Annotated in this window: 26 protein-coding genes and 1 pseudogene; 7 read left to right on the top strand and 20 right to left on the bottom strand. The window is 75.5% G+C overall.

Annotated elements, in window-relative coordinates:
- The 7 genes from BMY19_RS00255 to BMY19_RS00225 all read right to left on the bottom strand — a co-directional run bounded on the left by BMY19_RS00255 (window position 1) and on the right by BMY19_RS00225 (window position 4,187).
- On the bottom strand, window positions 1-1,161 hold the full coding sequence (locus BMY19_RS00255; RefSeq protein WP_100250531.1) for a PrpF domain-containing protein: 1,161 nt from the start codon (window positions 1,159-1,161) through the stop codon (window positions 1-3).
- Entirely contained in the window at window positions 1,158-1,835 is a 678-nt protein-coding gene (locus BMY19_RS00250) for a response regulator transcription factor (protein ID WP_012321897.1), read from the bottom strand. The genes BMY19_RS00255 and BMY19_RS00250 overlap by 4 nt, the downstream gene beginning before the upstream one ends.
- Before the next feature lie 35 nt (window positions 1,836-1,870).
- A complete protein-coding gene (locus tag BMY19_RS00245; protein ID WP_100250530.1) occupies window positions 1,871-2,242 on the bottom strand; it encodes a PepSY domain-containing protein in 372 nt (123 codons plus the stop codon).
- 197 nt (window positions 2,243-2,439) lie between these two features.
- Window positions 2,440-2,685 carry a hypothetical protein gene (locus tag BMY19_RS00240; protein WP_100250529.1) on the bottom strand — a complete coding sequence of 82 codons (246 nt, stop codon included), beginning with the start codon at window positions 2,683-2,685 and terminating at the stop codon, window positions 2,440-2,442.
- Between the two features lies 1 nt (window position 2,686).
- A complete protein-coding gene (locus tag BMY19_RS00235) occupies window positions 2,687-3,031 on the bottom strand; it encodes a hypothetical protein (protein WP_100250528.1) in 345 nt (114 codons plus the stop codon).
- Between the two features lie 55 nt (window positions 3,032-3,086).
- Window positions 3,087-3,620, bottom strand: coding sequence for a hypothetical protein (locus BMY19_RS00230; RefSeq protein ID WP_100250527.1), 534 nt, complete (start codon window positions 3,618-3,620; stop codon window positions 3,087-3,089).
- 60 nt (window positions 3,621-3,680) lie between these two features.
- Window positions 3,681-4,187: a phage tail tip lysozyme gene (locus BMY19_RS00225; protein WP_100250526.1), complete on the bottom strand. Its 507-nt coding sequence runs from the start codon at window positions 4,185-4,187 to the stop codon at window positions 3,681-3,683.
- A 79-nt stretch (window positions 4,188-4,266) separates the two neighbouring features.
- Between BMY19_RS00225 and BMY19_RS00220 the strand changes: the two genes are divergently transcribed.
- Window positions 4,267-4,827 carry a GDSL-type esterase/lipase family protein gene (locus BMY19_RS00220; RefSeq protein ID WP_244534792.1) on the top strand — a complete coding sequence of 187 codons (561 nt, stop codon included), beginning with the start codon at window positions 4,267-4,269 and terminating at the stop codon, window positions 4,825-4,827.
- Between the two features lie 22 nt (window positions 4,828-4,849).
- On the opposite strand, the gene BMY19_RS00215 is transcribed toward BMY19_RS00220, so the two are convergent.
- Window positions 4,850-6,106, bottom strand: coding sequence for a DUF2793 domain-containing protein (locus BMY19_RS00215; RefSeq protein WP_100250525.1), 1,257 nt, complete (start codon window positions 6,104-6,106; stop codon window positions 4,850-4,852).
- 44 nt (window positions 6,107-6,150) lie between these two features.
- Window positions 6,151-10,059 carry a baseplate multidomain protein megatron gene (locus BMY19_RS00210; RefSeq protein WP_100250524.1) on the bottom strand — a complete coding sequence of 1,303 codons (3,909 nt, stop codon included), beginning with the start codon at window positions 10,057-10,059 and terminating at the stop codon, window positions 6,151-6,153.
- Between the two features lie 75 nt (window positions 10,060-10,134).
- On the opposite strand from BMY19_RS00210, the gene BMY19_RS00205 reads away from it, so the two are divergent.
- Both BMY19_RS00205 and BMY19_RS00200 read left to right on the top strand, forming a co-directional pair.
- Window positions 10,135-10,437, top strand: a complete 303-nt coding sequence (locus tag BMY19_RS00205; protein ID WP_100250523.1) for a type II toxin-antitoxin system RelE/ParE family toxin — start codon at window positions 10,135-10,137, stop codon at window positions 10,435-10,437.
- Window positions 10,437-10,721 (top strand): addiction module antidote protein, encoded by a 285-nt coding sequence (locus BMY19_RS00200; protein WP_056527585.1) that lies wholly within the window; start codon window positions 10,437-10,439, stop codon window positions 10,719-10,721. The genes BMY19_RS00205 and BMY19_RS00200 overlap by 1 nt, the downstream gene beginning before the upstream one ends.
- Here the strand turns inward: BMY19_RS00200 and BMY19_RS00195 are convergent.
- From BMY19_RS00195 to BMY19_RS00185, 3 genes are read right to left on the bottom strand one after another with little or no spacing between them, the layout of a single operon-like run.
- Complete coding sequence (locus BMY19_RS00195) at window positions 10,652-11,200, bottom strand: NlpC/P60 family protein (RefSeq protein ID WP_100250522.1); 549 nt, start codon at window positions 11,198-11,200, stop codon at window positions 10,652-10,654. The genes BMY19_RS00200 and BMY19_RS00195 overlap by 70 nt on opposite strands.
- Entirely contained in the window at window positions 11,197-12,072 is an 876-nt protein-coding gene (locus BMY19_RS00190; RefSeq protein WP_100250521.1) for a DUF2163 domain-containing protein, read from the bottom strand. The genes BMY19_RS00195 and BMY19_RS00190 overlap by 4 nt, the downstream gene beginning before the upstream one ends.
- Before the next feature lie 10 nt (window positions 12,073-12,082).
- Window positions 12,083-12,724, bottom strand: coding sequence for a DUF2460 domain-containing protein (locus BMY19_RS00185; protein ID WP_100250520.1), 642 nt, complete (start codon window positions 12,722-12,724; stop codon window positions 12,083-12,085).
- 384 nt (window positions 12,725-13,108) lie between these two features.
- Here BMY19_RS00185 and BMY19_RS00180 point away from each other — a divergent pair, with 384 nt between their 5' ends.
- Entirely contained in the window at window positions 13,109-14,026 is a 918-nt protein-coding gene (locus BMY19_RS00180) for a TauD/TfdA dioxygenase family protein (RefSeq protein ID WP_100250519.1), read from the top strand.
- Window positions 14,027-14,063: 37 nt separating this feature from the next.
- On the opposite strand, the gene BMY19_RS00175 is transcribed toward BMY19_RS00180, so the two are convergent.
- The 7 genes and pseudogenes from BMY19_RS00175 to BMY19_RS00145 all read right to left on the bottom strand — a co-directional run bounded on the left by BMY19_RS00175 (window position 14,064) and on the right by BMY19_RS00145 (window position 17,025).
- Window positions 14,064-14,642, bottom strand: a complete 579-nt coding sequence (locus BMY19_RS00175; RefSeq protein ID WP_100250518.1) for a phage tail tape measure protein — start codon at window positions 14,640-14,642, stop codon at window positions 14,064-14,066.
- Window positions 14,643-14,651: 9 nt separating this feature from the next.
- A pseudogene (locus BMY19_RS00170) lies at window positions 14,652-14,816 on the bottom strand (phage tail assembly chaperone); the annotation flags it as partial.
- Between the two features lie 53 nt (window positions 14,817-14,869).
- Window positions 14,870-15,232 (bottom strand): gene transfer agent family protein, encoded by a 363-nt coding sequence (locus BMY19_RS00165; RefSeq protein ID WP_091977854.1) that lies wholly within the window; start codon window positions 15,230-15,232, stop codon window positions 14,870-14,872.
- Window positions 15,233-15,237: 5 nt separating this feature from the next.
- Window positions 15,238-15,648: a phage major tail protein, TP901-1 family gene (locus BMY19_RS00160; protein ID WP_056527565.1), complete on the bottom strand. Its 411-nt coding sequence runs from the start codon at window positions 15,646-15,648 to the stop codon at window positions 15,238-15,240.
- Between the two features lie 11 nt (window positions 15,649-15,659).
- On the bottom strand, window positions 15,660-16,088 hold the full coding sequence (locus tag BMY19_RS00155; protein WP_100250517.1) for a tail completion protein gp17: 429 nt from the start codon (window positions 16,086-16,088) through the stop codon (window positions 15,660-15,662).
- Window positions 16,085-16,438, bottom strand: coding sequence for a head-tail adaptor protein (locus tag BMY19_RS00150; RefSeq protein WP_100250516.1), 354 nt, complete (start codon window positions 16,436-16,438; stop codon window positions 16,085-16,087). Before BMY19_RS00150 ends, BMY19_RS00155 begins: the two co-directional genes overlap by 4 nt.
- 23 nt (window positions 16,439-16,461) lie before the next feature.
- The gene (locus BMY19_RS00145) at window positions 16,462-17,025 is read right to left on the bottom strand and encodes a head-tail connector protein (RefSeq protein WP_020090920.1); all 564 of its coding nucleotides are present in this window, start codon (window positions 17,023-17,025) and stop codon (window positions 16,462-16,464) included.
- Between the two features lie 25 nt (window positions 17,026-17,050).
- On the opposite strand from BMY19_RS00145, the gene BMY19_RS00140 reads away from it, so the two are divergent.
- The 3 genes from BMY19_RS00140 (at window position 17,051) to dps (ending at window position 19,545) form a co-directional block, all read left to right on the top strand.
- Window positions 17,051-17,812 carry a S1 family peptidase gene (locus tag BMY19_RS00140; protein WP_100250515.1) on the top strand — a complete coding sequence of 254 codons (762 nt, stop codon included), beginning with the start codon at window positions 17,051-17,053 and terminating at the stop codon, window positions 17,810-17,812.
- 149 nt (window positions 17,813-17,961) lie between these two features.
- Window positions 17,962-18,873: a S1 family peptidase gene (locus tag BMY19_RS00135; protein ID WP_091676180.1), complete on the top strand. Its 912-nt coding sequence runs from the start codon at window positions 17,962-17,964 to the stop codon at window positions 18,871-18,873.
- Window positions 18,874-18,999: 126 nt separating this feature from the next.
- Window positions 19,000-19,545, top strand: coding sequence for a DNA starvation/stationary phase protection protein Dps (gene dps / locus BMY19_RS00130; RefSeq protein ID WP_012321876.1), 546 nt, complete (start codon window positions 19,000-19,002; stop codon window positions 19,543-19,545).
- A 149-nt stretch (window positions 19,546-19,694) separates the two neighbouring features.
- Here the strand turns inward: dps and BMY19_RS00125 are convergent.
- Window positions 19,695-21,218, bottom strand: a 1,524-nt coding sequence (locus tag BMY19_RS00125) for a porin (RefSeq protein WP_100250832.1), incomplete at its 5' end; no start/stop codon positions are given.

The following is a 21,218-nucleotide window of genomic DNA, read 5'->3' as shown; positions in this document are numbered from 1 at the left end:
TCAGACGTGCGGCGGCGCATCGTAGAACACCGCGCCGCGCATCAGCGGGCGCGCCGTGCGGAAGAAGGCGCCGCGCTCGGCCCGCCAGCCGTCGGCCCCGCGGGTCACGGCGGCGTCAGCGGTGAGGATGCCCGACGGCATGCCGACCCGCAGGACCGCTTCGGTGGGGCGCGCGGCCTCGTGGACGAGGCTGCCTTCGAGCCGGGCGGCGGCCGCGAGGCACAGGGTGGCGGTGAGCGGCAGCGCCTGGTGCGGCACGCCGTTCGAGATGACCCGGGCGGTCAGGTCGGTCTCGGCGGCGCGGATCGTGGCGCCGGAGAGGCTGCCGGAATCTTGCGGCGGCGCCACGAGGCCGACGAAGGGCACGTGGACGACGCGCGCCGCCGCCTCGAGATCGGGCGCGATGCCCATCGCCACGGAGCCGGCCCGGCGGATCCGCGCCAGCCGGTCGAGGAGGCCCGGCACGGCCTCCAGGGCGGCGGGCAGCTCGGTGCCGGCGAGGCCGAGATCGGCGGCGCGGACGAACACGCAGGCGTTGGCAGCGTCGATCAGCGAGGCCTCGATCGCGCCGAGGCCCGGCACGTCGAGCCACTGACGGACGGCGCCGGTCGGGAGCAGCCGGCCGGTCGTGGCGCCGCCCGGATCCAGGAAGTCGAGCTGGATCGGCGCGCCCGTGCCGGTGACGCCGGGGATCGCGAGGTCGCCGCGGTAGACGCTGCGGCCGCCCGCGGCCGCGAAGCCCGCCACGATCAGCTTGCGCGTGTTGGTGTTGAAGATCCGCAGCCGCACCGGGCCGTCCGGGACGTCGACGAGCCCCTCGTCGACCGCGAACGGCCCCACGGCGGCGAGCATGTTGCCGCAATTGCCCGAGAGGTCGATGCGGCCGTCGCGGACCACGACCTGCACGAAGGTGTAGTCGATGTCGGCGTCGGGCCGCGCCGAGCGCTCGACCACGCAGATCTTCGAGACCGACGAGACGCCCCCGCCCATTCCGTTGAGCTGCCGCCCGAACGGGTCGGGGCTGTCCATGGCGGAGAGGAAGACCGGCTCCCAGGCGGCGAGATCCCCCGGCACGTCCCGGCGGTGCAGCATCAGCGCCTTGCTGGTGCCGCCGCGCATGAACACGGCCGGCAGCGTGCCGGAACGCGCGGCCGCGCTCACATCCGGGCCGGCGGCTGGTTGGGATCCACGAGGTAGCCGAGGCCGCGGACCGTCTGGATCAGGTCCACCGCGAGCTTCTTGCGCAGGCGGCCCACGAACACCTCGATCGTGTTCGAGTCGCGGTCGAAATCCTGGTCGTAGAGGTGCTCGGTGAGTTCGGCGCGGGACACGACCCGGCCGGTATGGTGCATCAGGTAGGAGAGCAGCCGGTACTCGTGGCTCGTCAGCTTCACCTGGGCGCCGTCGACGAAGACCTTGCCGGAGCGGGTGTCGAGGGTCACCGGCCCGCAGGCGATCTGGCTGGTGGCGTGGCCGGCGGCCCGGCGCAGCAGCGCGCGCACCCGGGCCATCAGCTCCTCCATGTGGAAGGGCTTGGTGACGTAGTCGTCGGCGCCGGCATCGAAGCCGTCGACCTTGTCCGACCAGCGGTCGCGGGCGGTGAGGATGATCACCGGGGTCTTCACGCCGGCCCGGCGCCACTTCTGGAGCACGGTCACGCCGTCGGCCTTGGGCAGACCCATGTCGAGGATGATGGCGTCGTAGGGCTCGCTCTCGCCGAGATAGCCGCCCTCCTCGCCGTCATAAGCCTTGTCGGCGACGTAGCCGGCCTCCTCCAGCGCGGCCACGACCTGCCGGTTGATGTCCTTGTCATCCTCCACGACCAGCAGACGCACGGCTCACTCCCCTCCGAAACGGTTCCGGCGCCCGCTCAATACTGTCCCGCCACGGTGCCGGTGCGCGCGTCGACAATCACGTGCACGAAATGCCCGTCCCGGCGCAAGGCGGTGAGCATGTAGACGAGGCCGTCCTCGTGACGGCAGAGGCTCGCCCGCTGGATCTCGGCGCGCGGGATCACCGTGCGGGCGGCGCGGATCGCCGCCACGGGCGGGATCACCCGGCGCTCACCGACCTCCTCGCGCAGGTCGGCGGGGGACAGGCAGCTCTCGATCCGCAGCGGCGCCTGGCTGGACACCGCGCCCGTCTGCGGGGCCGGCCCGTCGTCGGCCATGGAGCCGAGGCCGCCCGCGGCGAGGGCCGCGGCGGTCAGGCTGATGGCGACGAGGGCGATGGCGTAGCGCATTGGCAGACGATGTGAGCCCAGGGCACTGAATGCGTCCTGAATACGTGGCCGTGCGTCGCCCCCGGCGGTCGTCGGCGGCGGTCCGGACAGTCCCTTCGCGGTCGATTCGGTGGCGGGCGGCATCGTGCGGACATGACGGCCGAGGCGGCGCCCGGTTCCACGCCGCGCGCCGCTTCCCACAGGCGCCGCGGCCGGTCTCACGGTGACGGCGCCGGGGCGGGACCGCAGGCCGCGGCGCGGGCCGGCGGCCCGGCCCGGCCGGTCCCCGCCGGCGCGGCCTGCGCGGCCTGCGCGGCCTGCGCGGCCTGCGCGGCGCCGCCGGACCCCAGCGTCCAGGCAAGCCGGCCGACCGCCGCACCCTCGTGGACGGCGACCGTCACCGCCGCGGCGGCCGCCAAGCCGAGCCACGCCCGGTCGAGAACCCTGTCCCAGAGCAGGCGCATCTCACCCTCCCGTCAGCAGCTTCCAGAGGGCCCGCAGGGCCGGGACATGCGCGGCGAGCCACGCGACCTGGTCGGAGAACCAGTGTGCGACCGCCGCCGCGGCGACGAAGGCGAGCACCGTCGCGTGCTTGAGCCGGCGCAGGTAGCGGCGCAGCGCGCGGCGCTCGAGATGCGCGTCGACCAGCTCGTCGAGGGCGGCGAGGCGCGGCTCGGACTGCCGGGCGAACCACGCGTGCCAGACGGGCGGGAAGCGGATCGTCCGGGGCCGCCCGCCGAGGGCGACCCCCGCGCCCTCGGCGTCCTGGGGGCGCGCGGATTGCCGTGCCTCGGTGCGGAGGGGCTTCATGGTGACGATCCCTGTTTCGAGGCCCCTCGCGCCGCCGAAGCGGCGAGGCCCGGCCTCAGGCCGGGTGCTTGTCCGCCCCGCGCAGCTGCGCGAGCGCCGGGGCGAGGACGTTGGCGGCGCTCGCCTGCGGATCGAGGGGCAGCGCCCGGAAGATCCGCGCGGCCACGCCCTCGGGGCCGCCCGCCTTCCGCACGACGTGCGCGGGGGCGGTGGCGAGCACGTGCCGGGCGCCGGCAGCCACCACCGCGGCGCCGAGATCGGCGCTGACGGTCCGGCCCCGGGCGGCCCCGGCCACGGCGTTCTGGCCGAACTCGGCCCCGGCGCGGATCGCGGCCTCGATCCGGTCGCGGGTGAGCACCGAGGCGGCCCAGGGCGCGACCCGGGCGATGCCGGCGGTGACGGCGGCGGCGGCGAGCGGCACGAGGGCGGCCGTCACCGGCTGGAGCAGGCCGGAGAGCCAGTAGCCCCACGGCAGCAGGCCGGCGACGGGGGTAACGGCGGGCGCAGCACCGCCGGCCGGCGCGGCGAGGGCGGCGAGCGGCAGGCCCGTGATGGCCAGGGCGACGGCCGCCCGGATCGGGTGCATCATCGTGGAACTCCTTCTCAGCGCGCGGCGGACCCGGCCGGCTCGGGATCGGGTGACGACGGGTCAGGGCCGGCCCGGCGGCTGAGCCGGCATCGCGGCGGGACCGTCGCGCAGGGCGGCGAGGGCCCGGCGCGCCCAGGCGAGGCGGCGCGCGGGCGCGACGACGCCGGGCCGCTCGTAGCGGCGCCAGACCGCCTCTGTGGCGGCAGCGAGGGTGGTGGTGGCCCGCAGGGCCGCGAGGGCCGGCGCCTCGGGACCGCGCAGCTCGGCGCAGAGGTAGCCGTAGCCCGCCTCGGGGTCGGCGGGATCGCGGCCGCGCGCCCGGCACCACGCCTCCATGGCGAGGCGCCGGAGCCCGGTCCACTGGGCGAGCCCCCAGCCGCCGCGGGAGCCCGGCACTGCGGGGGCGACCTCCTGGAGATGGCGGAACCCGCCGGTCTCGTGGCCGAGATTGCCGAGCAGGCCGGCGGCCTGGACGTCGCTCAGGCCGAGATCGCGCATCAGCCGCGGGCCGAGCCGGCGGCAGGCCGCGGCGAAGGGCTCCCGCGCGGCGGGGTCGGATGGCGGCATGGGCTTGCTCCGGAAACTGGCCTCCCCGGACGCGCCGGGCTAAGGCGGCCCGCGCCGTGGGCGGCGCCGAGGGGGATGCGTGGGACGCGGACAGGACCGGCCGCTCGTGTTCATCGGCGACTCGATCACCGCCGCCTGGGGCGCGGTGCGGGCCGAGACCTTCGCGCGCCACGGCTTCGTCGCCCGGGGCATCCCGGGCGAGACGAGCGGGCAGATCCGCGCGCGCTTCCTGCGGGACACGGTCGGCGCCCGGGCCGTGCATCTGCTCTGCGGAATCAACGACATCGCGGAGATCGGCGGCCCGGTGCCGGACCGGGCGATCGCCGGGAACATCATGGCCATGGGGCGGATGGCCTTCGCGGCCGGGCTGCCGCTCACGATCGGCACCGTGATGCCGAGCGACTTCTGGGGCTGGCGCCCCGAGCTGCGGCCGGTGGCGCGGATCCGCACCCTGAACGGGTGGCTGCGCGCCTACTGCGCGGCGGGCCCGGCCCGCCTCGTCGATTACGGGCCGCCGCTCGCCACGGAGGCGGGCGCGCTCCGGCGAGACTTCACCGACGACGGCATCCACCTCAACGGCGCGGGCTACGCGGCCGTGGAGCCGGCGATGCTGCGGGCCCTCGACGCCGTTCCGGACTGAGAGCGGCCGCGGGGTCGGGCGCTCACGCGCCCAGCGCCAGCCAGTAGATCGGCACCGACCCGACCCCCGCCACCGCGCCGGCCGTCGCGCGGCGGGTGCGGAGCGTGAACCCGGTGGCCGCCACGTCGCTGACCTGCGCGGCGTGGAGCGCGTCGCCGGCGCCGGCGACCGGCTGCGCCCAGACGCCGAGGCAGCTCCCCGGGAAGGCGATGCCGAACGCCACCGCGACATCGGCGTCGGCGGCGGTGACGAGCCCCCATTGCGCGATCAGGCCGCCCGGGAGCCGCACCGACCCGTTCGCGCCGAGCACCTGCGTGCCGGTCGCGAGCGGCGTCCCGTCGGCGCGCTGGTAGTGGCGCACGCGCCAGCGGCCCGCCGCGTCCGAGGTGGCGATGCAGGTGTCGTCGGCGGCCGTCACGAGATCGGCGCGGGTCGGCAGCACCAGCGCCTCGGGATCGTGGACCAGGGTCGCGGCGCCCGAGAAGCGCACGAACCGCTCCCGGTCGCCGGCGGCGCCGAAGCTCGCGATCCGGGCCGCGCCGGTGACGAGCACCCGCCGGGTGCCGGCCGCGCCGAGGTCGGTGGTGGGGGCGGCCGCGAGGGCGGTCTCGGCCGAGGCGAAGTCGATCCCGCCGGTCCGCGCCGAGGCGGTGAGCGCCGTGGCGAAGGCGGCCCCGTCGGGCGAGACCTTCAGGGTGAAGTCGTCGCTCCCGAGGGTGCCCAGCAGCGCCCGCGCCGCGTAGCCGGTCTCGAAGACCAGGGCGGCGTCGCGGACGGCGGATTTCCGGTTGACGAAGACCCGCATGTCGCCGGTGCCCGGCGTGGCGTCGTCCCAGGTCAGGAGCGCGGAATCGGACTTCACCGCGAGGCGGTTGGTGGCGTCGGCCGCCGTGTTGATCCCGAGGCGGCCGACGCTCTGGAGCGCGGTCAGCGCGCAGCGGAGGCTCGTCCAGGCCGCGCCGTCGAAGACGTAGAGGTCGGCCTCGTCGATCAGCCAGGCGAGCCAGCCGGCCCGCGGTGCGGCGCCGGTCCAGACCCCGTCGGCGTAGCGCACCACCTGGCCCGCGAGCCCCGCCCAGGCGCCCTTGGGCTCGGCGGCGGCCACGAGGTAGCGGTCGCCCTCCGCGGGGCCCGGCGGCGGCGCGGCGAGGTCCTTGTCCAGGCACGCCAGTTGGACCAGCGCGTCGAGGAGGCCGAGCGCCTCGTTGTGGGTGACGTGCTTCTGCGCCTGGCTGGCGGCGATCAGCGGCAGGCCGAGATGGGGCGTGGCGTCGGACATGGGGCGGCTCCCGGGCGGTCAGGTCGAGCGGTCAGGTCGAGCGGTCAGGCCGAGTGGACGGGGATTCGGGCGCGGCGGGCGGGTCCGGGGCCGGCGACCAGACCGATCTGCGCCACCGCGACTTCGAGATGCGTCTGGGCGCCGCCGAAATCGGCCGCCTCGTCCGCGTAGAGGCAGTGCTGGGCCTCGGCCCGGAGCGTGCGCAGGGCCGTGCCGGCGGCCGAGAACACCGTCACGGCGTAGGTTTCCGGCTCGTCGAGCGGGATCTCGGCCGGCTCCCAGGCGTCGCCGTCGCGGCGGGCCCGCCGGATCCACGAGAGCCGCACGCCGTCCGCCGCGCGCCGCGCCCGCAGGTGGACCGGCCGCAGCGGCGTCAGCGCCGCGAGGCCGGCCGTGGCGGCGATCTCGGTGAAGGCCGGGTCGGCCGGGTCGCGATCCGCCGGCCCGATCCGGTAGCGGAACGCGCGGCCGACCTCGTCCAGCCGGTCGACCAGGGGCGTCACGGCGCCGTCGTCGAGGCGCACGATCAGGCTCCCCGCCGGGGAGACCCGCCCCGCCGCCGCTTCGCTGCCCGCGAGCCCGCGCAGGAAGCCGGACAGCCGGTAGGTGTCGGGCCCGGTCAGGACCGCGGACGCGGCGCCGAGCAGTTCCACGGTCCCGTCCGCACCGAGCAGGGCGAACAGGTTGCCCCCGGCCAGCATCGCGCCCGCCCCGATCGAGGCCAGCGTCGCGCCGCGCCGCAGGGCGACATCGAGATGCGCGCCCCGCTGGATGCGCCAGAGCGGGCCGGCCGGCAGCGCCGACAGGGTGCGCCCGAGGCAGGCCGGGTAGTCGACGAGGCGGTGCAGGGCGAGCGGCCCGTCACCAGCGGCGCGCCAGATCGCGACCGCGCCGGGCCAGGGCTCGGCCGCCACCGCGCAGGACTGAAGGACCGTGGGGTCGCCGCGGTCGACCGGCAGGTCGAGGGCCAGGGCGAGCGGCGGGCCGGGAAAGGCGGGCGGCGCCACCTCGGCCCGGGCCATCGCGCGGGGCAGCCCGCGCCCGGGCCCCGCCCGGGGCGGCACGCCGCTCGCCTCGATCCGGCGGCCCGTGGGCGCGTCGTCGATCCGGTCGATCCGGCGCAGGACCGCGCCGCCGGGCACGTCGGCCGGGACCGCCAGGAGGTCGCCGGGCTCCAGCTCGACCCGGCGCGGGCTCAGCGTGAACACCGCGGTGTCGCGGGCCGCGATCAGCCGGTCGAGCAGCGCCTCGGCCAAGCCGTCGGCGGTCTCCCGGCGGGTGACGATCGCCGCCTCGATCCGGGTCTGGCGCCGCCGCAGGCCGGCGGGCCGCACGGCCGAGGCCGCGGCGCGCCGGTAATCCGGGCTCTCGGAATCGGTGATCCCGAGGTCCACGGAGCGCGGCAGGCCGCTCTCCTCGGCCCGGACCTGGTGCAGGACCGGCCGCTCCTCCGACAGCCGGACGAGGTCGGTCTCGGCCAGGATCACGGGCCGGTCGCGGCGGGGACCGCGCAGCCGCAGGGTCCCGGCCACCGCCGAGACGTCGAGGCCGTAGACCTCCGCGAGGGTCTCCAGGGCGCCCCGCGCCGTGAGCGGCCGGTCGATCACGTAGCCGTCGAGATAGGCGGCGGCCTCCACGGAGACCGGCGCGTCGAACCCGAAATCCGCGAGGATCCGCTGGACCAGCAGGTCGAGGTCGCAGCCCTCGATCCGGCCGGTGATCCAGTGGCCGACCCGCCAGTTGGCGGCGTCGGCCCAGACGCCCCGCACCGTCGGGAAGGCCGGGAAGGGCCGCGCGTCCCAGGCCCAGACGAAGATCCCGCCGGGATCGACCATGCGGCCGCCGTAGACCGGCGAGACCGGGTTGTCGGCCTCCCGGAAGCTCGGCACGGCCGGGTCGAACCGCGCGATCACGGCCTCCAGCCCGCGGAGCTGGATCAGCTCGTCGCGCAGGGCGCGGGATTCCGGCGGGAAGGCGCTCTCGGACGATTTCGGGTCCGGGAAGACGTCGGGGCCGTTGGTGCCCTTGTCCACCGCCGGAACGCCGATCTCGGTGAGCCAGATCGGCTTGCCGGCCGGCACCCAGGCGGTGGTGCGGGTCTCGACGCCGCCGTCGCGCTCCACGTGCGGGCTCGACCACCACGCGACGAGGTCCTTGGCCCGGTAGATCCAGGGCTTGCCGGCGGCGCCGTCGGTGATCGGCCGGCGGGCCTGGGCGGCGCGGTCGGCCGCGTCGGCGTAGTACCAGTCGAATGCCTCGCCGGACGCGCCCCGGGCCTTCAGATAGGCCCGGTCGGCGATGTCGCCCGTCACCGCGAGGTCGGCGTGGTCCGGGTCGTCGCGCCAGTCGGAGACGGGCGGGTACCAGTCGATCCCGACGGCGCCGATATGCGGGTCGGCGAACAGGTCGTCGAGGGGGAAGCGGACGGTGGCGCCGCCGTCGCCCACATGGGCGCCGTACTCGGTCCAGTCCGCCGCGTAGACCAGGGTGACGGCCGGGCCGAGGCGGTCGCGGAGCGCGGCGGCGAGGTCGCGCAGGGCCCGCACCGCCGGGTAGCCGGCCGCGCCGCGCACCCGGGTCAGGCCGACGAGCTCGCTGCCGATCACGAAGGCCGCGAGGGCCGTGCCCGAGGCCGCCCAGCCGGCCGCGAGGTCGGCGTAGTGCAGGACCGCGTCGCGGTAGCCACCCGCGAAGAAGGCCGCGACCTGCGCGTCGGCCGCGGCGGTCCCGTCCGGGCTCCCCGGAAGGCCCGGGGCCGGATCGCAGGTGATGCGGCCGCGCCAGGGATAGGCGGGCTGCGCGGCGCCGGGGGCGTGCGGATCGGGGAGCGCGTTGCCGGCCGGCACGTCCATCATGACGAACGGGTAGAGCGACACCGCCAGCCCCCGGCGCGCCAGCTCGGCGATCAGCCGGGTCAGGCCCGCATCCGCCGGCGTGCCGCCGTAGGCCGGGCTGCCGTCCGGCAGGGTCGAGACCGTCTCGGCCCGGTCGCGTGCGATCCCGGCGACGCGCCAATCCTCCGGCCGGGCGCGCTTGTCGGCGGCCTCGACCTTGGGCACGACCCGGCAGGATCCCGCCCGCAGGTCGGTGCCGAACCACGTCGCCACCACGGCGACCCGGCGCAGATTCGGGCACAGCGCCTGGAGCGCGTCGAGGGAGGCGATCACGTCGGTGCCGCGCTGGAGCTGGTGCCGGTTGGCGGCCTCGGTGCGGCCGAGCCCGAGATCGACGGTGACGCGGTCTGGATCGAGGCCGAACTCGCTGGCGCCGGGGATCAGGTCGACGGCGCGCACGCGGTCGAACAGGCCGTTGACCGGGCGGATCACCTCGAAGGCGAATTGCGGGACGCGGTTGCCGAAGGCCGCGAGGGCGAGGTTCTCGAACACCGCGTAGGCGAGGCCGCGATAGGCGGGCGCGTTCTCCGCGCCCTCCTTGGCGACGATCAGCGGGTCCGGCTCCTGGCCGGGGCCGCCGGTATGGACCCGCAGGGTCAGGCCGGCCTGGTCGATCTCCCGCCCGTCCGCCCAGATCCGGCGGACGCAGGCGATCTCGCCCTCGCACAGGCCGACCGCGAGGTTGGCGAAGTAGCTGTAGCGGGTGGTGACGGTCCTCGGGCCGCCCGCGAGCCCGCCCAGGCCCTTGGAGGGTGCGGCCGCGCGGGCGACGGTGGTGTTGGCGACCTCCAGCGGTCGGGTCGCCCAGATCAGGGTGCCGCCGATCCGCGCCCGCCCGTAGACCCGCGGGATCGGATCGCCCTCGGTGGAGGTGAGCCCGGCCACGTCGGCGAGCCGCGGCCCCTCGACGAAGCGCGCGTGCCGCCCGGCCCCCGACAGGGCGCCGCCGAGGGCCGCGCCCGCGACGGAGCCGAGCGCCCGCCCGACCAGGCCGCCGATCGGGCCTCCGAGGGCGGTGCCGACCGCCGCGCCGGCCGAGGACAGGATCAGCGTCGCCATGGCGGGGCTCCGGATCTGATGGCGGTATCGCGTGGACGGGTTGCCGGTCCGTATCCGATCGGATACGTTCGACCGGTGACGACGATCCTGCTGTCCGATACCTTCCGGACTTGGCTCACGGGCCTGAAGGATCACCGCGACAGGGCGCGCATCGCGGCACGTATCCGCAGCGCGGGGTTCGGCAATTTCGGGGATGCCAAACCGGTCGGGGCAGGTGTGTTCGAGATGCGGATCCCGTATGGCCCGGGCTTTCGCGTGTACTATGTCCGACGCGGCGAGGTAACGTACCTGCTCCTGTGCGGCGGCGATAAGTCCAGCCAGACCCGGGACATTCAGAGGGCCAAATCCATGGCCGCCTCTCTCGACGGAATCACCTGATGCGTTTCACACCGTTCGACGCCTCGGAATTCCTCGACAGTGAGGAGGCGATTGCCGAATACCTGGCGGCGGCGCTCGACGACCCCGACCCCGAGCTGTTCATCGCGGCCCTGGGCGATGTCGCGAAGGCACGCGGCATGGCGCAGATCGCCCGGGAAGCGGGTGTCGGTCGGGAGAGCCTCTACAAGGCGCTGACGCCGGGCTCGAAGCTCCGCTACGAGACGGTCCGCAAGATCATGGACGTGCTCGGCGTCAAGCTCACCGTATCGACGCGTTCCTCGTAGGCGCCGCAGCGCGCCGGAAACCGGAACACCCCCGTCGCGTGCCGCCGCCACCATCCGGTGAGCGCGACCTCGGTGACGGCGGCCCCGTCGTGGGCGTGGATCATCGCGCCGGCGCCGGTGGCGATGGCGCAGTGGCGGGCCGGCAGGTGGCGGCGGAAGGCGAAGAGCAGGACGTCGCCCGGCCGCGGCGCCAAGTCCGCCCGGGATCCGGGCACCGGCACGAGGTGGCGGGCGGCCGCCTCGGTGAGCGGGTCGGTCCCGGGCGCGGCCGATTCCGCCCAGGTGCCGGAATAGGGCGGCGGCACCTCCGGCTCGGCGCCGTAGAGCCCGCGCCAGACCCCGCGCAGCAGGCCCAGGCAGTCGCAGCCCACGCCGCGCAGCGACGCCTGGTGGCGGTAGGGCGTGCCCAGCCAGAGCCGCGCCTCGCCGAGCGCCGCAACACCGATCTCTCGGCCGATCTCGCGCCGCATCGCGCTCATCGGTAGAGACTCCCGCCGTCGAGGATGGGGTCCGAACCGGGGACCGCCCGCATGACCGCGTCGTTGCCGGGCATGTGCGGGAAGCCCTGGAAGTTGACCGCGTTGGCGAAGCGGTCGCGGCAGGTGGTGAGGCGCTTGTCGCACCCGGCCGTCAGGCTGAACCCGTCGCCGGCGGCGATCGGCCGGGGCGGCACCGTCCAGAGCTCGATCAGCGGCCCGAGCTGGAGGCGCACGTCCGCCCCGAGCCCGGCATTGGCGCCCGTCGTCCAGGTCAGGCGCCCGCCGGTGAACAGGCCGTCCGCGAAGGACCCGGCGAGCGCCGCCGCGAGCGTGGCCGGCTCCGGGACGCCGGTCACCCGGCCGGCCGTCGTCCACGCGGCGCGGTCAACGCGGCATCGGGCATCGCCGAGATCGGCGCCGCAGGTCGCCCGGTAGGTGCGGCCCCGCTCGGCCCCGAGCCGGTGCGCGAGGCCGCGCAGCTCCGCCACGAAGGCGTCGCCGTCCCGGCGCACCTCGCCGATCGTGGCGACGTCGAGGAGGAGCCGGGTCTCCGTGTCGCTCCAGTCGACCAGCCAGGTCTCCACGGCGGCGCCGTCGTAGAGGCCCCCGGCGATGTCGGCCTCGGTGAGGCCGAGGCCGCTGAGCGCCCCGGCCACGTCGCCGCCCGAGACCGCGAAGCCGAGCTCGGCGCTGGCCTCGGCCGCCTCCAGCCCGGTCCGAGCGGCGTGGACGAGGCCCGCGACGGTGAGGTCGCGATCGTGGTCGGTGAAACCGAGGGTCGCCCCGTCCCGCCGCCGCAGGGACCAGCAGCGGCACAGGGTGGTCACGCCCCCCGCGAGATGGGCCGCGAAGGCCTCCGGGATGTCGCGCATGGTGCTCCCCTCACGGCACGATCTCGACGAGCGGCACCTTCGGGATCTCGCCCGCCGCGAAGGCCGCGAGGTCGATGGTCAGGTCGTCGGTGTCGAAGCGGACCGGCACGTCGAAGGCGAAGCCCGCCGTCACGGCGGCGCCGGGCGGCGGGACGCGGCCCGCCGCGAAGGTGACGAGGCCGGTCGTCGGGTCGCACGCGAAGGCGCCGGACTCGACCTCCCGGCCCGCCACCGCGACCCGGACGCTGCCCGCCACCGGCTTGGCGATCCGGCGCCGGTAGGGCGCGAAGCCGGACCCGTAGGTCTTGACCAGCGGGAAGAACGCGGTGGCGCCGTCGCCGGTGCCCAGCGGCTGGTCGAGGGGACCGGTCGGCCGGCCGGGCGGCCCGGAGCGGTCGTCGACCCGGTCGCGGAACCGGAATCCGTAGAGCCGCCCGCGCCGCTCCTCGAAGAAGGCCAGCACGGCGTGCAGGGCGTCGAGGCCGCGCATCCCGAACCCGGCCTCGTAGCGGCGGCGGGAATCGGCCCAGCGGCCGTTCCGGTGCTCCCGGCCCGAGGCCAGGGTCACGATCTCGGTGAGCCGCTGCGGGCCGCCGCCGGCGCGCAGCGAGACGTCGAGTGGGAACAGCACCTCGTGGAAATCGTCGGCCATGGCGGGCCTCTCCGGTTCGGGTGGCGACAGGGCCGCGCCGGTCTTCCGGGGCGTCCTCGCGAGCGCAGCGACGCGACCCAGGGCAGCGCGACATCCGTGACCGTGGCGCTCCGGGATCGCTTCGCTCCGCCCGCGAGGACGGAGGCCGGGCCGCAGATCCCGCGTGACGCCCGGGGAACGGTATCGCTGCCGGATCGGAGCAGCTCAAAAAAGTCTTCCGAGAGACGCCGGAAAATCAAAAGCGCCGTTCATCGACACGGGACGGTAGTTGATCGAAGATCGCCACACCGAATCGGATGTTCTCCGAAGTCCTCTCGGTCCGCACATCTCGGTTCACCGCGCGATCCGCACGACGCGGCGCCGTTCTGCCAGGGAAACCTTCCGATGAGCGCCATCCCCCAGCCCCTGCACGCATCCGCCCCCGCCCTCGACATCCGCCGCGTCGCCGGCCGCATCGGCGCGGAGATCCGCGGCGTCGCCCTCTCGGGAGACTTGGACGACGGGACGGTCGCGGCGATCCGGCAGGCGCTGAACACCCACAAGGTGGTGTTCTTCCGCGACCAGGACCTCGACGAGACCGGGCAGGAGGCGTTCGGCCGGCGCCTCGGCGACCTCGTCCCGCATCCGACCGTGCCCTCCCTCGCCGGCACGGCGGGAATCCTCGACATCGACGGCAGCCGGGGCGAGCGGGCGAGTTCCTGGCACACCGACGTGACCTTCGTGCCGGCCTACCCGGCGCTCTCGATCCTGCGGGCCGTGACGCTGCCGCCCCACGGCGGCGACACGCTCTGGGCCAACACGGCGGCGGCCTACGCGGACCTGCCCCAGCCCCTGCGCGACCTCGCCGACAAGCTCTGGGCGCTGCACTCGAACGTCTACGACTATGTCGGCGGCCGGGTGAACGTGTCGGAGGCCGGGCGGCGGCGCTACGACGAGGTGTTCACCAGGACCGTGTTCGAGACCGAGCACCCGCTGGTCCACGTCCACCCGGAGACCGGGGAGCGCTCGCTGATCGTCGGCCACTTCATCCAGCGGATCCTGGGCCTGACCACCGCGGATTCGCAGCACCTGCTGGCGATCTTCCACGACCACGCGACCCGGCCCGAGAACACCGTGCGCTGGTCGTGGCGGACGGGCGACGTGGCGATCTGGGACAACCGCGCCACGGTCCACCGGGCGGTGGACGATTACGGCGAGGCGCCCCGCGTGGTCCGCCGCGTGACGATCCAGGGCGTCGCGCCGGTGAGCGTCGACGGCCGCACCAGCCGGGCGCGGGAGACGGAGGCGCGCAGGGCGGCGTGACCCGCGACGGGCCGCGCGGCGGCCGTGCCGGCCGCCGTCACGTCGCCCGCTGGCCGCGCGCCACCGCCCGGGCGAGGCTCGCGGTCACCTGCGCCTCCGAGCGGCGGAAGGCGCCTGGATCGGGGGTCGCGATGTTGACCGTCACGGAGACCGGCCGCGCCGCGGCGCCGCCCGCGGCCACGCCGAGGCGACCGTCCGGCCCGCGGCCGAGGGGGAGGATCGCCTCCGGGCCGGCCTCGCCCATCAGGCCGGCGCCGCCCGCCATGGGGAAGTAGGTCGGCGCGGCCACGACGCCGCCGGCGGCGAAGGGCTGGACGCGGCCGCCCCGGAACACGCCCCCGCGGGCGAAGCCCGTCTCCGCGCCGGAGCCCAGCATCGCGCCGATGAGGCCCGTGAGGCCCGCCTGGATCGGCCCGGCCGCCGCCCGCGCCGCCACGCCGGCGAGGCGCGCCCCGATGGTGCCGAGCACGCCGTCGAGGCTGCGGCCGGACGCGGCCCCGCGGGTCAGGGCGGTGTCGAGGCTGCGGCCGAAGCTCTGCGCCAGCCGGTCCAGGGTCTCGAGCTGCCGGATCCGGTCGTCGGACAGCGGGTCCCCCTGCGGGTCGGTCTCGGCCATGGCGGTGCCTCACGGTGGGTCGGGATGGGCGGCGAGGAGCCGCGCGAAGGCGGCGTGGGACAGAGGCTCCGGGCCGGCGCGCCGGCCGAGCGCCGCGGCGAACTCCCGCGGGGTCGCCGACCAGAAGTCGCGCGGCCGCCAACCCAGCGCGCCGAAGCCGAGGGAGAGGGCGTCGTCCCAGGGGAAGCGGCCCGGGGCCGGACGCGGCGGCTTGTCCGCGTCCGGCCCTAGGGAGGGTTTGCCGGGCCCGGCGCCTCCCCACCCGCCGCCTCCCCGCCCGGCGCTTCCCCGAAGGCCGCCGCCAGGACGTCGCCCAGGGCGGCCGAGACGGCGTCGAGCCCGCCCGCCAGCGGAAGCCGCGCCACCGCCGCGTCGTCGAGGTCGTGGCCGCCGCCCCGCAGGGCGACGCCCAGGAGGGCGATCAGGTCGCGGGCCGAGACGCGCCCGCCGGCGAAGCGCGCGGCGAGGCCCGCGAGGTCGCCGGCCTGGAGCGCGGTCTCCAGCTCGGCGAGCGCGCCGAGGGTGAGGCAGAGCGTGTAGCGCCGCCCGCCGAGGGTGAGCGGCACCTCGCCGCGGATCCGGTTGGCCACGGCGCTCAGACCGCCGCGAAGGCGAGCGCGCCGCCGGATTCGAGGCTCATGTCGAAGGTGACCTCGCCGGCATGGTCGCCCCGGTACTCCAGGCTCGCGATCTGGAACGGCCCCTCCAGGATCCCGAAGGCCGGGATCACGATCTGGAACACCTCGACCGCGCCCTCGAAGAACAGCAGGCGCAGGCGCGCGTCCGAGGCCTGGTCGCGGAACACGCCCGAGCCGGCGATCGCGGCCCGCCGCACCCCGGCCCCGGCGAGCAGCTCGCGCCAGCGCCCGGCGGAATCGGCGTTGGTGACGTCGACGGTCTCGGCGTTGAGGGTGATCTGGCGGCTGCGCAGGCCCGCCACCGCCGCGAAGCCGCCCGCACCGTCGCCGGCCCGGATCAGCAGGTCCTTGCCCTTCTGCGCGCCCATCGGCACCCTCCTCACAGATTCTCGGTGACGGCCTCGACCGTCAGGGTCGCCCTGGCCTCGCCGGTCTGGGCGTCGCGCCGGGCGCGGACGGCCCGCACCCGGAGGGTCACGAGCCGGCAGCCGGCCAGCGGCAGGACGAGGGGCGTCGGGGCGTCCCGGAGGAGCGCCGCCATGCGCGAAGCGGCGTCGAGGGCGGTGCGCACCGAGCCCGCCTGGGCGATCACCGCGATCGCGTGGCTGTGCCGGTGGCGCTCGGCGCCGTCGACGGATTCGTCCGCGATCTCGGCGTCGCCGAACACCGCGTAGACCGGGAGCGTGCCCCGCGGCGGCTCGTCGTAGAGCCGGACGCGGCCGCCCAGCAGCGCGGCCAGAGCGGCGTCGGCGGCGAAGCGGGCGATCAGGCCGGCGCGGAGCGCCAGGAGCGGGCCCGGATCGCTCACGACCGCCCCTCCCCGGGCAGCTCCTCGACGTGGCAGATCAGGTCGCGGCCCCGCGCGTCGGGCTCGGCGACGGCGCGGATCGCGAAGCGGCGCGGCCCGGCGGCGAGCCGCATGGTCGGGTCGAGCGTGGCCCGGCTCCGCAGGGTGACGCGGTAGGCGGGCCGCGTGTCGGTGCGGCCGCCGGCCGTTCGGTCGGCGAGTCCCGCCGGGGCGATCGCGCCCCACAGGACCGGGCCGGCCACGTAACGGCGCAGCACGCCCCCGAACCCGTCGGGCTCCTCCAGGGGCCGCTCGAGCACGAAGCGGCGCCGCCGCGCGCCGAGGGGCGGGCGTTGGAACGAGGTCGCCATCGGGGAAGCTCCGGGTGCGAGGATCACAGCCGCAGGCGCCGGAACGGCGCGCCGAGCGCGGCGGCGTCGGTGCGGGCGGCGTCGGGCTCGTCGCCGCGACGCTCGTAGCGGGCGGCGGCGAGGCGCAGGATCGCGAGGCGCAGGGGCTCGGGGAGCGGCGGCCCGTCGCCGCCGTACCCGGCCGCGACCTCGATCAGGATGGTGCGGCCGGCGGGATCCGGCGCGGCCGGATCCACCTGCAGGGACGGCGCCCCGTCCGGGTCGGGGCCGAGGCGCACCAGCCCGGCGTCGAGGTCGGTGACGCCTCCGGACGGGTCCGCGAGGCCGGCGCGGAGGATCGCGACCAGCGGGCTCAGGGGCAGCGGCACCTGCCCGTCCGGCGGCCAGGCCGTCAGGGCGATCCGGTACCGACCCGGGACCAGGATCCGCCGGGTCTCGATCTCCAGGCTCGCGCGGGCCGCCGCGATCAGGGCCTGGAGCAGGCCGTCCTCGTCGGCGCCCGCGTCGGAGTCGACGCGCAGGTAGGCGCGCAGGTCGGGCACGCCCACCGGCTCGACGGCGGCGGCAGCGATGCGTAACGGGATCATCGCGCGTCTCTCTGCAGGTGGTCCGATGCCGATCTCGAAGCGCCGCCCGGCGGCCCGCACCGCGCGGGTAGCGACCGTCACGGCGATCCTGATGGCGATCCCGGCGCTCGCGGCCGTCCCGGCGCGGGCGGTGGTCGGCGGCACCGAGGCGCCGGCCGGCGGGGCCGTGATGGTCCTGTCGTCGAAGGGCGGCGTCTGCACCGGCGTGGTGCTCGCCCCCGACACGGTGCTGACCGCCGGCCACTGTCTCGCCGACGCCAAGGAGCACCGCGTCCATTTCCGCGACGCCGCCGGGGCGCCGGTGCTCGTCGACGTCACCGCCCAGGCGGTCCATCCGGGCTACGACGCCGGCGCGGCCGCTTCCCGGCGGCGCTCCGTCGATCTCGCGCTGCTGCGCACCGAGACGCCGCTGCCGCCGCGCTTCGCGCCCGTGACCCTGAGCGCCGCCCCGGCGCGGGCGGGCGAGACCCTGACCCTGTCGGGCTACGGCGCGGCCAAGCCCGGCGACCCGCGCTCCACCGGCACCTACCGCAGCCTCGGCCTGCCGGTGATCGAGCCCTACGGGCCGAGCCGCATCCTGGTCTGGCTGAAGGGCGCGGGCGGCGGCGCCTGCCAGGGCGATTCCGGCGGCCCGATCGCGGGACCGGACGGGGCGGTGCTGGCCCTGTCGGCCTGGATCGGGGGCGCCTGCGGCGGCCTCACCCAGGGCGTCCTGGTGGGGCCGCAGCGGGGCTGGATCGACCGCGTGCTCGACGGCTGGGACCGGACGGCGCGCTGGGCGCAGTAGCGGCGCGGCGCCGCGTGCGCAGGGAACCTCAGCTTGGCCGGGCTATTGCCTTGCTCTAGGCTCACTCGATCTGGGGCCCCTCGCCCCAGGCTCCCTCGGCGCCGCCTCCGGCGTCCCCCACCCGCGCCCGCGCGCGCCCGGAGTTCCCGATGTCCCCTCGCCCGATCCGAAAGGCCGGCCCCCGCGAGCGCAGCCTGCGCGGCGGCCTGTGGGGCGGGTTCCTGGGCCTGTCGCTGCTCGGCGCCCTCGGCGGCCTGCTGCCCACGCCCGCCGCGGCGGTGATCAACGGCACGACGACGCGGGACCCGAACGGGGCGCGCAGCTTCGTGGTGCGGATCGAGAGCACCGAGGGCGAGATCTGCTCGGGGACCCTGATCGCCCCGGACCTCGTGCTGAGCGCGGCCCACTGCGTGATGCGGCCGGCCGGCTACACGGTGATCAGCGTCGACCGGAACTTCCGCCAGCACCGGACCGCGGTGATCACCGCCTCCATGCACCCGGACTTCGTGCCCGGGACGACCCCCGAGGACCAGCCCGGCGTCGACCTGGCGCTGCTCAAGCTCGAGCGCCCGCTCGGCGACGACTACGTGCCCCTCGATCCCCGGGGCGCGGGCTCGATCACCGACGGGCAGCCCGTGGACATCGCGGGCTTCGGCGTAGTGGCCGAGAACCGGCGGAACTCGGCGCGCATCCTGCGGCTCGCCCACCTCGTGTCGATCGGCTCGCTCCAGGTCGCCAACAGGGTCACCGTCGTCACCGACCGGCGGCGCATGGCCGAGACCTCGGGCGCCGGCGCCTGCCTGGGCGATTCCGGCGGCCCGATCCTGACCGGCGGCCCCGGCGGCTACCGGATCGTCGGCGTGGTGAGCTGGTCGAGCGGCGCCCTGCAGCAGGGCGCGCGCCGGACCGCCTGCGGCGGCTTCACCGCCGTGACCCCGGTGGCCGAGCATGCCGGCTGGATCGCCGCGCGCACGGCGGAACTGTCGCGCATCCAGGTCGGCGACGCCCTGCCCCGCGGCAACCGGTCCGACTGGATGGCCCGCCCAGGCCGCCGCCGCTGAGGGGCCTGACCGCGGCCCGACCGCGGCAAAGCCGCTGCCCGCCCTCGGATCCTTCGCGCCTGCGGGAACCCGGGGGCCGATCGGCACTTTTCGCATCCGAACCTTCCCGGCTCACGGAGCGAGAGCATGGCCGACACCGGCACCAGCAACACCCCGCGGACGCACAAGACCCGCAACAACACCGACTCGAACGCCAAGAAGGTCTCGATCGAGGCGCTCAACGCCCGGCTCGCGGACGGCATCGACCTCGCGCTGGCGATCAAGCAGGCCCACTGGAACCTCAAGGGGCCGCAGTTCATCGGCGTCCACGAGATGCTCGACGGGTTCCGCACCCAACTCGACGAGCTGAACGACAGCGTCGCCGAGCGCGCGGTCCAGCTCGGCGCCACGGCCTTCGGCTCGACCCAGGCGGTCGCCGAGCGAACCAAGCTGCCGGCCTACCCGACCGGCATCTACGCCATCGCCGACCACATCGCCGCGCTGATCGACAGCTACGCCGCCTACGCCAACGCGGTCCGGCAGAACATCGACGAGACCGACGAGGCGGGCGACCCCGACACGGCCGACCTGTTCACCGAGATCTCGCGGGCGGTCGACAAGCACCTCTGGTTCCTCGAGGCGCACGTGCAGGAGCCGACCGGCACCCTGCGCGACGGCAACGCGGGCCGCTGAGCGCGGCGCCCCGCCTTCGGGCGGGGCGCGACCCGACGCGATCGGGGATACGAAAATGCCCGGCCGCGAGGCCGGGCTCAGTGGGGTCCCTTTGCACGGGGACATCAGGACCGGGAAGCTTTGGAGGGCGAACCGGTCCCGATCGGGGATCAGAAGTCGCGCTGGACGCGGAAGCGGAAGGTGGAGACGCTGTCCGCCGTCGTGGTCCGCGGCACGAAGGTGCCGTTGTTGATGCCGGCGACGTTCGCGTAGGCCGTCGGGCTCTTGTCGCGGTCGATCACGCGGCCGTTCTTGACGCCGATCTGGGTGTAGAAGCCCTCGACACCGATATCGAGGTCCTCGACCGGCGACCAGATGATGCTGCCGCCGGCCACGAACTGGTAGGTGTCGCGCAGCGCCTCGCTGAGCTGGTAGAACCGGGTGCCCGGCACGCCGACGGCGTTCACGCCGAAGGAGTTGGCACCGGTGTTGTTGGCCAGCGCGAAGGCCGCGCCCTGGGCCAGACGGGCGCCGCTGCTGTAGTTCATCTCACCGTACGACCCGAAGAAGGCCGAGCGCCACTCCGGCGTCCAGTAGTGGAGGTACGAGGCCGTCGCGGTGAAGCTCGTCGACTGCTCCATCTGGCCTGTGAACGGGTTGAGCGTGGCGTCGTTGATGTACTGCGCGAACTTCTGGCCCTGGATGGTGGTCGGGTTCTGCGAGTAGCAGCCGCTGAACGCGCAGTAGCCGGTGTACATCTGGGCGCCGGAGCCGTAGGCGCCCTGCAGGTAGAGGGCGTCGCCCGGCGCGATGAACGGCGTGTTGATCTTCAGGCCGCCCTGCACCGCCCAGCCGTACGAGTTGCTGGTGTGGGGGATGCTGATGTTCGAGCCGGTGCCGGTGCCGGCGCCGTTGGCGACGTTGCCGACGTTCAGCTCGTGGACGGCGGCCGAGACCTGAGCCGAACCCCAGGCCTGGTCGAGGCGCAGGGCGCCGACGACGTCGGGCATGCGCGAGCGCTGGATCACGTCGACGAAGCTGTACCGGGTCGGCACGCCGTTGGTGTAGCCGATGAACACCTCGGCCGGAGCGTTCGTCTGAGCGAAATTGACGATGTTGGAGTTGTTCGTCACGCCGGCCGGGTTGTTGGTCTGCGAGAAGATCGGGCTGCGGCGGAAGACCGGGTCTTCGGCCGAGATCGTGGCGGACAGGCCGTTGCCGAGCGTGGCCGTGTAGGCGAGCAGGTTGGTCGAGGCGATGTCGGAGCCGAGCGTGGCGCCGGCGAACTCGAAGTCGTGGGCGTAGAAGTCGAAGAACGACGAGGCGCGACCGGCGGTCATGCCGGCGAACTGGATGAAGGCCTTGTCGACGTTGACGAACTGCTGGGCGCGGCCGAACTGGTCGATGCCGAGGCCCGGGAAGGCCTGGCCGATGCGCTGCTGGGTGCCGGAGGTGCCGACGCCGGAGTAGCCGGTGCGGGAGCCGGCATCGAGGCGCACGAAGGCGCGCAGGGTGCCGTAGGCGGTCTGGGTGCGGGCATCGAGGTTGATGCGCATCCGGCCCTGGTAGCCCGACGTGTCGCCGTTGGTGCCCTGCCGCGAGTAGCTGGTCATGTAGCCGCCCTCGAACCGGGCGCGGCCGGAGAGACGCAGGCAGGTGTCGGTGCCGGGGATGTAGAAGAAGCCGGCGCCGTA

Source organism: Methylobacterium sp. UNC300MFChir4.1, assembly GCF_900110155.1.
In the GTDB taxonomy this organism is placed as follows: domain Bacteria; phylum Pseudomonadota; class Alphaproteobacteria; order Rhizobiales; family Beijerinckiaceae; genus Methylobacterium.
This window is presented reverse-complemented; position numbering and strand designations above follow the sequence as displayed.